The organism is Sphingomonas azotifigens NBRC 15497 (genome assembly GCF_002091475.1).
Classification (GTDB): Bacteria; Pseudomonadota; Alphaproteobacteria; order Sphingomonadales; family Sphingomonadaceae; genus Sphingomonas; species Sphingomonas azotifigens.
The window spans coordinates 21,041-32,018 of sequence record NZ_BCTR01000049.1 but is presented as its reverse complement, the minus strand read 5'-3'; the positions used below and the strand labels follow the sequence as shown (position 1 = coordinate 32,018).

Sequence of the window (10,978 nt, the reverse complement as noted above, 5' to 3'; positions counted from 1 at the left end):
TAGAGCCCGCTTGGGAATTCGCTCGTTCGCGAATTCCCAAGCGGGCTCTTAGGAGCCCGACCGTGGGGCAGGCTGCTGCCCTTCGTCCTCCGCCGTGCCGCCTTCAGGCGCCACTAGGATCTCGTCCCGCCCCGCACGCACTTCCAGCCCATATGCCGAGCGCAGCAAGTCTAGAAAGGCTGCGCTGTTCCGGATCTGGAACGTGCCCCCGATGCGAATGTTGGCGACCGCGGGGTCGCTGATCCGGATCGGACGGTCCGTATAGCGGTTGAAGTCGGCCACTGCGTCGGCGAGGCGTTGGTTGTCGAACACCAGAACGCCGTCGCGCCATCCGGTCATCGCGGTCACGCGCGTCGGCGCGGCCAGTGCAACCAAGATGCCGCGCGCCTGGGCATAGGCGATGTCGCCTTGCCCGATGACCGCAGCGCGCGTGCCCGATTCCGCGGTCCCATCCTCTACCCGGACTCGACCTGACAGAACGGCGACCGTCACCTTTTCGCCGTCCCGCCGCACCGTGAAGCGGGTGCCCAGCACGGTTACCGTGCGGGAACCGGCATGGACCACGAACGGCCGATCCGGCCGATGCACAATGTCGAAATAGGCCTCGCCCTTGTCGAGCCATATCTCCCGCCCGTTCGGGCCGGTCGCGGCACGCACGGAGGTTGCGGTATTCAACTCGACGCGGCTGCCATCGGCGAGCGCGATGGTCCGCTGGATGCCAACCGGGGTCTGAACGGCTACCTGCGCGGGGGCAGGGGGCTCGGACGTCGACAGCATGACGGTGCCAATGCCGACCACCAGCGCCAGCGAGGCCGCAAGGGCCAGGCCTATACCCGGGGCGGCCTTTCGCCATGCCGGCCAGGGCTGTGCCAGACGCGACCCAAACCGCGTCGGCGAGAAGCCCAGCGCGCCGACCCGATCAGCGGCGGCCCAGCCCTGGCGCAGTCGCCAGAAGGCGGCCTTGTGTCCTAGGGACTGGTTGAGCCATGTCGTCAGCTCCGCCTCGTCCTTCGCGGACCAGTCGGGGCTCTCGCGGCGAACGATCCAGCGCGCGGCGATCTCTTCGATCTGTTCGGCCCGGCTCATCGGCGGCGCACCTTGCTGGTACCGGCCGCCGCCCTGCGCTGGATCTTGCCTGAGCCGCCCAGCATGGCGTCGGTCATCGCGCGGATGCCCAGCACCAGCTGACGCTCGATCGTGTCGATGCCGACGCCCATGCGCGCCGCGGCCTCGCGGGTGGAAAGCCCTTCGATCTTGCGAAGCCGGACGACTTCGCGGCAGCGCGGCGGAAGGCGCTCGATCCCTTCCTGCGCCCGACGCAGTGCGTCGCGGGCGTCGAGATGGCGGTCGGTCGCCGAAAGATCCACTGCCTGCTCGACGCTTTCCATGTCGGCGAACTGCTCGAACTGCACGATTCGTTCGCGCTTCGATCGGTTGATCAGGATGTTGCGCGCGATCGTGAACACGAACCCCGCGGTATTGCCCGGCAGGCCCTGTCGGCCGCCGGTCAGCGCCGCTTCGTATATGTCCTGCCGGATGTCCATGATCTGCTCGGAGGCCCGCCAATTGCGGCGCAGATAGCGGGTCAGCGAGGCCTCCAGTGGAAGCACCTCGTCGCAAAACCATCGCTCCAACTGCGCATCGTCTATCATCGGCCGCCCAAAGCACTCCTTTGTCAGAGGCACCCTGCCTCTGATGACAATCGGCACCGGGAAAGCCGTAACACACAAAGCCGCGCACGCCCGGAAAATCGATTTTTGTCCCAAAGTTTCCAATCTTCAACTTCTTTTGAAATTCCAGATTGCGGTGCCGTGATATTGGAGTGCGGAGATTGCGGAAGGCGCCAGGCACGCGCTGCATTCGGGGGCAGCAGAAGAAGAAGTTCGTTGCGGTCGCAGCCTTCGGCGCGCGCTCAAGCTGCCGGTCCCTGCGCTGGTCGGGCCCGCGAACAGCCCGGCAACTGTCCAGTTCGCCGGAAATGCCAAGCAGAGCGGGTGCGGTTGTTCGGCGCACCGACCGCGGCCAACCGGCGCGGGTCGCTGGCGTGCTGCATCTAAAGCTCCCCTCCCACGCATCTAAGGGATGGAGGGGCAGGATGCCCAGGCCGCAAGCAAGTGCGTCGGCCGCGTGCACGATCCCTTCGGGTGCTGACGTCGGCGCAGCGGCCGGCATGTTGGGGTGGCAGGCTCTGCAAGCAGTAGGCCTCCCGGTTTGAGAGGGTGGTTTGTGTTCTTTCTGAGGGAGATGTCGAGCTCGGAGATGCTGCAACGGTATCGAGCGCGATATCCCGACATGGATGTCGGCGCGGTCGACGATGCGCTTCGGCTACTGCGTCGGGGGAGCCAGCTCGCGCAAAAGCTGAAGGCGTTCTTCGATTTGCATGGCACGACGTCGACGCGCTTCATGGCGATGATCGTGATCGATCTTGCGGCGGAGCAGGAAGGTGTCCTCCCCGGTGATTTGGCTGCTCGGCTCGATGTGTCGCGGACCGTGGCAACGGAAGCAATCAACGCGCTGGTGCGGCGCGGCTTGCTTGCCAGCGCATCCACGGGAGGCGCGCGCGCAAGGAGGGTAAGGCTGACCTGCCATGGGCGAGCGGTACTGGCCGCACAACTGCCCGACTATTTGTCGCTGATGGCGGATTTCATGCACCGAGATCCGCGGAGATTCGGCGAGCGGAACCCTGGTTTCTCCGGCACGAAGGAAAATCGGGGCTGCGTCTGCATCCAATGCGGGCTTCCCATGCATCCAAGTGGCTGAAGCATCGAGGCGACACCGGGGGGCGCGAACACCCGGCGGTCCCATGGTCTTCACGCCGCCGCTGGTGCTGCGCCCAGGTCCGGGTTGCGGCTAAGGCACAATCAAGTTGCGAACGGGATGACGACGATGAATGAGCAAACACTATCCTTCACGGCGATGATGCTCGCGCCGGTGCTGATCGCCCTGATCTTCTTCCGCTATCGGCGCTTGCAGGTAGAGGCGCGCTACCGGGCATTGGTGCAGATCGCAGAAAAGGGCGTGGAGCTTCCCGCCCTGCTGCTTGCCGATCCACAGGCGAACTTCTCGGAGCGTCGCCGGGGTCTGGTGCTGGTCGCTGCGGGACTTGGCATCATGGCGATGGTCGTCGCCCTGCCGTTCCGGCTCGACGATGGAAGGAGCATCGCGTCCTTGTGGGGAATCGGCCTGTTGCCGTTGATGACGGGTCTTGGCTATCTCGCCAGCTGGTGGTTCAGCCGCATCGACACGCGCCGCTGACCGTGCGGGACGCGGGGCACCCTGATCAGGCACTGGTCGTCCGCGCGCAGGCGAGCAACGACCGACGGGCATTCGAGGAACTGGTGCGTCGGCATCAAGGCATGATCCGCGCACAGCTTCGTCGCCTGTTGTACGGCGACGAGGCGGCGGCGGATGACCTGGCGCAGGAAACGTTCGTGCTGGCCTGGCGCAAGCTGGAGCAGTTTCGCGGCGATGCGCGCTTTTCCACCTGGCTGTATCGGATCGCCTATTCGTGCTTCCTTCAGTCCCGACGAAAGCCGGTCGCTGTCGTCGGCATCCACGAGAACGAGGCGGCAGCGCCGGAGCCTGCACCGTCGCATGCGATCGATCTCCGCATCGACGTCGAAAGCGCCATCCGGCGGCTGCCGCTCGCCGAGCAGGCGGTGCTGTTGCATTGCGTCCAATTGGGGCTGAGCCACGAGGAAGCAGCCTATGTGCTGTCCCTGCCGCTCGGGACGGTGAAGTCGCATGCCGCGCGCGGCAAGGCACGGTTGCGCGCGTTGTTGGCCGAGTGGCAGCCCGGAACGAAGGAGGACAAACAGCATGTCGGCTGAAGCGGACGACGCAATCGACGCCCTGCTCCGGCGGAGCTTCGACGGGCCGGTCGAGGATGGTGGCTTCACCGATCGGGTCATGCGAACCTTGCCGCGTCGGCATCGCCACGGCGCGTGGTGCTCGCTGGTCGGGATGATCGCGGGGGCGGTTTCGTGCTGGGTAACGGTGGGATCGTCGCCGATCATGCTGATGGCGTGGCAAATCTGGGTCAGCGGACGGCCGTCTGTCTCACTGCTATCCTTGGTACTCGCGGTGATGGGCTTGTCGGTGCTCGGGTTGATCTGGACGATTTCGGAAGCGGCCGACGATCCTCGACACGTACTGACGTAGCCACCCCCACTGGCCAATCGCGGCCGGCACGCGATATGCGGGGCGGATGAGTGATCCGACCGAAGACCAGCTTGCCGCGCTCGGCACCGCGTTCGAAACCTTCGCGCGCCGATACAAGCTGGCCGACGCGCTCCGTTCCGAGCGCCCGCTGGCCGAGCTGGACAAGGCCGTCTTGCTCTATGTGGCCGAGCATGAAGGTTGCGGCCCGACCGACGTTGCGCGCTTCCTCGGCGTGCCCACGACCACCCTGTCGTCGGCCACAGATCGGCTGGTGAAGCGCGGATTCCTCAAACGCGAGCGCATCGAGGCCGATCGCCGGGCGGTAGCGCTGTCCTTGTCCGCGGCCGGCGCGGCCTGTGCCCGAAGCATGGTCGAGGCCTATCGCCAACTGCATCTGCTAATGCTTTCGCGACTTTCGCCCGACGAGCGCGACCGCTTCATCGCTATGATCACGAAGATCGTTGACGACGATAGTTGAATAATCCGAACTTCGTTATATCTTCATCCGAGACGCTGCCGGGGCGGCGGCGCGCCAGCGGACGGAGCGGAACCATGTCGATACGGGTCAACGATACAGAGGTTCCCCCGCCCGACGACGCCCGGGTGTCGCTGCTCGACCTGTTGCGCGAGCATCTCCACCTTACCGGCACCAAGAAGGGATGCGACCAGGGCGCCTGCGGTGCCTGCACGGTCCTGCTCGACGGGAACCGCGTCCTGTCCTGCCTCACGCTTGCCGTGCAGGCGGAGGGGCGCGAGGTCCGCACGATCGAGGGGCTCGCCGGCGCAAACGGCGAACTGCACGTGCTGCAGCGGGCCTTTGTCGAGCGGGACGGACTCCAGTGCGGCTATTGCACCCCGGGCCAGATCTGCTCGGCGATCGCCATGGCGGAGGAACTGCGGCGGGGAGACCCGAGCTACGTCACCCCGGACATCGCAGCGGGGCCGGCCGCGGTGACGCGGGAGGAAATCCGCGAGCGGATGAGCGGCAATCTCTGCCGGTGCGGCGCGCATAACGGGATCGTCGAGGCGATCGAGCTGATGCTGGCGGAGACCGCCGCATGACACCGCTGCGCTATGTCCGCGCGGCGGACAAAGTGGATGCGCTGGCACGGGTGTCGAGCGGAGCGCGGTGCCTGGGCGGCGGCACCAACCTCGTCGATCTGCTGCGCCAGAATGTCGAACAGGCGAGCGAACTGGTCGACATCAGCCGCCTGCACGGTGCGATCCAGGAACGCGACGACGGCGGGCTGTTCATCGACGCATCGGTCACCAACGCCGCGCTTGCCGCGCACCCGCTCGTGCGCCGTCGCTATCCGGTGCTCGCCCGCGCGCTGCTCGCCGGCGCATCGGCGCAGATCCGCAACATGGCGACCGTCGGGGGCAATATCCTCCAGCGGACGCGCTGCACGTATTTCTACGACGTCGACGGTGCACGCTGCAACAAGCGCCAGCCGGGCGCCGGCTGCGACGCGCGCGAGGGGTTCAACCGCTATCATGCGATCCTCGGCGCCTCGGACCAGTGCGTCGCCACCCATCCTTCCGACATGTGCGTCGCGCTCGCTATGCTCGATGCCGTCGTCCATCTCTCCGGGGCCAGCGGCGATCGATCGGTGCCGCTGGCGGACTTCCACGTCCCGCCAGGTGCCACGCCGCAAGTGGAGACCGTGCTGCTGCCGGGCGAGCTGATCACCGGCGTCGAACTGCCGCCGCCGACCGATGCGATGGTCCGATCGGACTATCGCAAGGTCCGGGATCGCTCCAGCTATGCGTTCGCGCTGGTGTCGGTCGCGGGCGGCCTTGCGCTCGCCGAGGGGCGGGTCCGCGAAGCCCGGATCGCGCTCGGCGGCGTTGCCGCCAAGCCATGGCGGGCGAGGCGGGCCGAGGCGGCGCTGATCGGCGTGGCGCCGCAATCCGACGCGTTCGTCGCCGCGATCCGTGAGGAACTGGCCGACGCCCGGCCGCTGTCCGGCAACGGCTTCAAGATCGGCCTCGTCGAACGCACGGTGGTCGCCGTCCTGACCGCCCTTGCAGGAGCGCGCGCATGACCAAGCTGCAGAATGCCATCATCGGCGGCGTGCGCGCCGTGCTCGGCCAGGTGCCGGCAAGCTGGCTGCCCGGCGGCACGCCCGATCCGCTGATCGACAAGCGCGTGGCGCTGGGCGGCCAGCAGTCGCGTATCGACGGGCCTGACAAGGTCCGCGGCGCGGCGCGCTTCGCCGCCGAAGTGGCGATGGAGGATCTGCTCTACGCCGCCTTCGTCCATTCGACGATCGCGCGCGGTCGCATCGCCGATCTGGACGTGTCGGACGCGGAAGCGGCACCCGGCGTCGCGCTGGTGATGACCTATCGCAACGCGCCCAGGATCGGGGTGCCGCCGCCGATCGGGCTGACCAATCTCAAGGCGGCCGGCAACCACACGCTGCCCATTATGCAGGATCCCGAGATCCACTGGAACGGGCAGGTGGTCGCGGTGGTGCTCGCGGAGACGCGCGAGCAGGCCGATCATGCGGCCAGCCTAGTCCGCGTGCGCTACGACGCCGCGCCGGCACGCACGCGGTTCGAGGAGGGCAAGGCGAGCGCCAGCACGCCGGAGTCGATCCTCGTCGAGCGCAACCGCCTCGACAAGGGCAATGCCGGCCAGAAATTTGCGCAGGCGGCGGCCAAGGTCGACGGCGTGTATACGACGCCCTGGGAAAGCCATGCCCCGATCGAGCCGCATGCCGCGACGGTTGCGTGGCGGGACGGCAAGCTGATCATGCACGACGCGACCCAGATGATCCACGCCACCGCCGGCTCGCTCGCCAAGATCTTCGGGCTGAAGGCGGAGGATGTTCATGTCAGCTCGCCCTATGTCGGCGGCGGGTTCGGCGCGAAGGCGCTATGGGATCACCAGATCCTCGGCGTGGCGGCGGCGAAGCTCGCGGGGCGCCCGGTGCGGGTTGCGCTGTCCCGCGCGAGCATGCACCGGCTGATCGGGGGCCGCACGCGGACCGAGCAGCGCGTGGCGCTGGCGGCCGACGCCGACGGCAAGCTCACCGCGCTGCTGCACCATGGCTATGGCGTGAAGCCGCGGCACAGCGTCTGCGACGAAGGCTTCAGCCTCACCGGCCGCTCGCTCTATGCCTGCGAAAGCTTCGACATCGTCCAGCACAATGTCGAGCTGGACCTGCTCGCCAACAGCTTCATGCGCGGCCCGGGCGAGACGCCGGGCACCTTCGCGATCGAGTGCGCGATGGACGAACTGGCCCATGCGCTCGGCATGGACCCGATCGAGCTGCGCCGCCGCAATGCCGCCACCCGCGATCCGGTGAGCGGGGCGCCCCATTCGCAGAGCGCGATGATGGAGGCCTATGACCTGGGCGCGGCGCGGATCGGCTGGTACCGGCGCTCGGCGGAACCCGGCACGCATCGCGACGGGGAGTGGCGGCTCGGCATGGGCTGCGCCACCGGCACCTTTCCCTTCACCCGCATGCCCGGCACCTCCGCCCGGATCACCCTCGACGCGAACGGCGACGCCCATGTCGCCAGCGCCGCGCAGGAAATGGGCATGGGCACCGCGACGGTCCAGCGCCAGCATGCCGCCGATCGGCTGGGCCTGCCGGTCGATCGGGTCACGGTGACGATCGGCGACTCCCGCCTGCCCTTCGCCAGCTTCGCCGGTGGATCGTCACAGACCGCATCGCTGGCGGCGGCGATCAGCGCGGCAAGCGGGAAGCTGGCCATCCAGCTGATGCGGCTGGCGGGGAACGACACGCCGCTGGCCGGGCTCAAGCCGAGCGAAGTCGAGTTCGCCGACGGCGGCCTGCGCAGCGTCGAGGATCCCGCGCGCCACGAGAGCTTCGCCTCGATCCTGCGTCGGGCAGGGCGGGGCGAGCTGAGCGCGATCGGCGAAAGCGGTGCGCCGCTCGAGGTGCTGAAATATTCGATGCACAGCACCTCGGCGATCTTCTGCGAGCTGCGCGTCAGCGAGGTTACCGGTGAAATCCGCGTCGATCGGTTGGTCGGCGCGTTCGACTGCGGCCGCATCCTCAACGCCAAGACCGCGACCAGCCAGTTCAAGGGCGGCATGATCATGGGCCTGGGCATGGCGCTGACCGAGGAGACGCTGCTCGACGAGCGGACTGGCCGCATCATGAGCACCTCGCTTGCCGACTATCATGTGCCCGTGCATCTCGACGTGCCGGACATCGATGTGCTGTGGACCGACATCCCCGATCCCCGCACCCCGCTGGGCGCGCGCGGGATCGGCGAGATCGGCACGACCGGCGTGGCGGCGGCGGTCGCCAACGCGGTATTCAACGCGACGGGCAAGCGGGTGCGCGACCTGCCGCTTACGCTCGACAAGCTGCTCTAGCCTCTGGTCGGCGCCGATCAGGACCCTTGCCAGCCTTCCCATAGGGAACAAGCCGCCCGCAAGGGCGCGGCTCCCATATGGGGCCCTGCTCGCTACTGCTTGGCGTTCCGCGCCGGCAGCCGAATCTGCAATTCGGCGCGGGGGAAGTCGACGGCGAAGGCTTCGAACAGGCGCAGCAGGTCGGTGCCGAGGATCAGCATCGGCCCTTCGCCGTCTGCCTGTGGCGAGAAATAGAGCGGCACATGGCGCAGCGTGGCCGGGCCGATCGCCAGCGTGTCCATTTCCGCGCGCCGGACCGTGTTGGTCGAAGAGGTCGCGCCGCGAATCTCGCCGCCGGCCTGGAGCCGGGCATCGTCCGGTTCCCAGCCGAGCGCGGCGAGCGCCGCCGGATTGGCGATCGAGACGGCTGCGCCGGTATCGATCAGCGCCTCGATGGTCACGCCGTTGATCTTCACCGGCACCTGCACCAGCCCGTCCTCGCGTCGTTTCCCGGCCAGCGTGGCAAAGCCGCTCTCCGCCGGGCCCGAGGGCAGTACGGTCACACGGTGAGCGATGCGATCGAACAGCAACTTGCGGGTGGCGAAATGCTCCATGCCGAGGATGCCGCGCGCCGGCGTGGACTGCGGGTTGGGGAATTCCAGCAGGCCGACGAAGCGCGCGTCGAACAGATGGTTCGAAAGATGGTCCACCGGATAGACCCGTGCCGCGGCGGAGCCGGTTGCGCCAGCGATACGCATGCTGCTTTGCATGGGCTTGAGGTTGAGCTGTGCCGCCAGCGACGGGCCGAGCAGGCTCGCCTGCGCCGCGGTATCGAGCACCATGTCATAGGGGCCCTTGTCGTTGACCAGCACCGATACGACCGGCCGCCCGCGATCATCGTAGCGAAGTTCCTCGCCGGCGCTCTCCTGCAGCGGAGCGGTAAGAAGCAACGACAGCGCGAGGATCGACATGAGCGGGGCCTTGGCAACGAGGGAGGTACCGTTCTAGCGGGCCCGGCTTGCGCGAAGCTGGCACTCGCCTGCGCCCTCAGCCCTCGGCCTTGAACGCCGGCACGCGTACCGGTGTCGCCGGGCGGGCGGTGGCATTGGCGGTGCCGTCGCTCGGCGGAAAGCGCAGGTCGAACACCGCACCGGCGCCTTCCGCATTGCGCGCGGCGACGCTGCCGCCGTGCAGCGTCGCGATCGCCTTGACGATCGCCAGTCCCAGCCCGAAGCCCCGGCGGTTGGAGGGGTGGCGCACAAAGGGATCGAACAGGCTGCTGATCTTGGCAGGATCGAGCCCCGGGCCGAAATCGCGTACCGAGAGCAGGCCTTCGGCATCGAGCGCCACGAACACCTCGCCGCCATCGGGCGTGAACGAGATGGCGTTGTCGACCAGATTGGCGATCGCCACCTCCACCAGATCGGCGCCGCCCGCCATCCAGTATTGCTCGACCTGCGGCGCGAAGCTCAGCGCGATGTTACGCTGCCCCGCGAGCGGCGCCAGGTTCGCCAGCACCTTGCGCGTGGTCGCCACCAGATCGAAGGTGCCGGCAACTTCCGCCAGCGTGTCGAGCTTCATCAGCGTCAGCAGCTGGTTGACCAGATTGGTCACGCGGCGCACGTCGCCGATCAGCTTGTCCTTGATCGGGGCTTCGTCGAGCAGCTCCAGCCGCGTGCGCAGCACGGTGAGCGGGGTGCGCAGCTCGTGCGCGGCGGCGGAGAGGAAGAATTTCTGCCGCGCCTGAGTCCGGTGCAGCCGGCCGATCAGCTGGTTGATCGCGCGCACCAGCGGCAGCACCTCGGCCGGCACGCCGCGTTCGGGCAGCTGCACGTCGAGATGATTGGCATCGAACGACTGGGCCAGCCGCGCCACCCGCCGGATCGTCCGCATGTTCACCACGATCACCGCCGAGGCGAGCAGGAACAGCGCCGCCACCGTGTAGAAAAAGGCGCTGCCGGTGGTCCAGAACAGCTTGCGCACGGCGCGCTCGGCCCGATCGTTCGGGGTGGGGAAGGCGTGGCGGAGCCCGTGATACTCGATGTAGCGCGGGCGATCGCAATAGAGATATTCCAGCGCGCCCTTGTCCTGGGGGGTGGAGAGGTTGCGAAACATCTGCAGGCAGATTTCGGGCGCGGCGTCGGCGGCGGCTCGGGCGGCTTCGAGGCGGTCCAGCCCCAGCGCATGGAAATAGGCGGGCGAGGGGGTGTTGCCGATCACCCGGTCGCCGACGCGCAGATAATAGCGAAAATCGGGATTGCGGCGCACCGCCTCCGCCATCGTCGCGGTGAAGTTGCGCGATACGGCGCGATCCGGATGCCCGGAAAGCGCGAAGGCCTCGGCGTTGATCGCGTCGCGCACGCGCTGGGCGGAGCGGTCGAGCGGATCGAACGCCGCCGGCGGCAGCACGGCAAGGATCGGCCGGATCGTGACGAGATAGGCACCGACGCCGAGCAGCAGCAGCGTGAGTACTGCCATCTGCCC

General features: G+C 67.8%; 12 protein-coding genes. 8 read left to right on the top strand and 4 right to left on the bottom strand.

Translation table 11 applies throughout. The annotated features are described in order from the left end of the window. Nucleotides 1–48: 48 nt before the first annotated feature. Both SAZ01S_RS15645 and SAZ01S_RS15640 read right to left on the bottom strand, forming a co-directional pair. Nucleotides 49–1,086 carry a FecR family protein gene (locus SAZ01S_RS15645; RefSeq protein WP_084583210.1) on the bottom strand — a complete coding sequence of 346 codons (1,038 nt, stop codon included), beginning with the start codon at nucleotides 1,084–1,086 and terminating at the stop codon, nucleotides 49–51. Next, on the bottom strand, nucleotides 1,083–1,775 hold the full coding sequence (locus SAZ01S_RS15640) for an RNA polymerase sigma factor (RefSeq protein ID WP_245824923.1): 693 nt from the start codon (nucleotides 1,773–1,775) through the stop codon (nucleotides 1,083–1,085). Before SAZ01S_RS15640 ends, SAZ01S_RS15645 begins: the two co-directional genes overlap by 4 nt. A gap of 484 nt (nucleotides 1,776–2,259) precedes the next feature. Here SAZ01S_RS15640 and SAZ01S_RS15635 point away from each other — a divergent pair, with 484 nt between their 5' ends. The 8 genes from SAZ01S_RS15635 to SAZ01S_RS15600 all read left to right on the top strand — a co-directional run bounded on the left by SAZ01S_RS15635 (nucleotide 2,260) and on the right by SAZ01S_RS15600 (nucleotide 8,515). After that, on the top strand, nucleotides 2,260–2,760 hold the full coding sequence (locus SAZ01S_RS15635) for a MarR family winged helix-turn-helix transcriptional regulator (protein WP_167693188.1): 501 nt from the start codon (nucleotides 2,260–2,262) through the stop codon (nucleotides 2,758–2,760). A gap of 126 nt (nucleotides 2,761–2,886) precedes the next feature. Further along, nucleotides 2,887–3,255, top strand: coding sequence for a DUF6249 domain-containing protein (locus SAZ01S_RS15630; protein WP_084583238.1), 369 nt, complete (start codon nucleotides 2,887–2,889; stop codon nucleotides 3,253–3,255). Beyond that, complete coding sequence (locus tag SAZ01S_RS15625) at nucleotides 3,225–3,830, top strand: RNA polymerase sigma factor (RefSeq protein WP_139810102.1); 606 nt, start codon at nucleotides 3,225–3,227, stop codon at nucleotides 3,828–3,830. The genes SAZ01S_RS15630 and SAZ01S_RS15625 overlap by 31 nt, the downstream gene beginning before the upstream one ends. Then, on the top strand, nucleotides 3,820–4,161 hold the full coding sequence (locus tag SAZ01S_RS15620; protein WP_084583207.1) for a DUF5056 domain-containing protein: 342 nt from the start codon (nucleotides 3,820–3,822) through the stop codon (nucleotides 4,159–4,161). Before SAZ01S_RS15625 ends, SAZ01S_RS15620 begins: the two co-directional genes overlap by 11 nt. A gap of 46 nt (nucleotides 4,162–4,207) precedes the next feature. Further along, on the top strand, nucleotides 4,208–4,639 hold the full coding sequence (locus SAZ01S_RS15615) for a MarR family winged helix-turn-helix transcriptional regulator (protein ID WP_084583206.1): 432 nt from the start codon (nucleotides 4,208–4,210) through the stop codon (nucleotides 4,637–4,639). Between the two features lie 74 nt (nucleotides 4,640–4,713). Next, nucleotides 4,714–5,223, top strand: a complete 510-nt coding sequence (locus SAZ01S_RS15610; protein ID WP_084583205.1) for a (2Fe-2S)-binding protein — start codon at nucleotides 4,714–4,716, stop codon at nucleotides 5,221–5,223. Continuing rightward, nucleotides 5,220–6,206: an FAD binding domain-containing protein gene (locus SAZ01S_RS15605; protein WP_084583204.1), complete on the top strand. Its 987-nt coding sequence runs from the start codon at nucleotides 5,220–5,222 to the stop codon at nucleotides 6,204–6,206. The genes SAZ01S_RS15610 and SAZ01S_RS15605 overlap by 4 nt, the downstream gene beginning before the upstream one ends. Further along, a complete protein-coding gene (locus SAZ01S_RS15600) occupies nucleotides 6,203–8,515 on the top strand; it encodes a xanthine dehydrogenase family protein molybdopterin-binding subunit (protein WP_084583203.1) in 2,313 nt (770 codons plus the stop codon). The genes SAZ01S_RS15605 and SAZ01S_RS15600 overlap by 4 nt, the downstream gene beginning before the upstream one ends. Before the next feature lie 92 nt (nucleotides 8,516–8,607). On the opposite strand, the gene SAZ01S_RS15595 is transcribed toward SAZ01S_RS15600, so the two are convergent. Together SAZ01S_RS15595 and SAZ01S_RS15590 are read right to left on the bottom strand one after the other, a co-directional pair. Beyond that, nucleotides 8,608–9,465, bottom strand: coding sequence for an aspartyl protease family protein (locus SAZ01S_RS15595; protein WP_084583202.1), 858 nt, complete (start codon nucleotides 9,463–9,465; stop codon nucleotides 8,608–8,610). A 76-nt stretch (nucleotides 9,466–9,541) separates the two neighbouring features. Further along, complete coding sequence (locus SAZ01S_RS15590; protein ID WP_167693187.1) at nucleotides 9,542–10,972, bottom strand: sensor histidine kinase; 1,431 nt, start codon at nucleotides 10,970–10,972, stop codon at nucleotides 9,542–9,544. Nucleotides 10,973–10,978 lie beyond the last annotated feature (6 nt).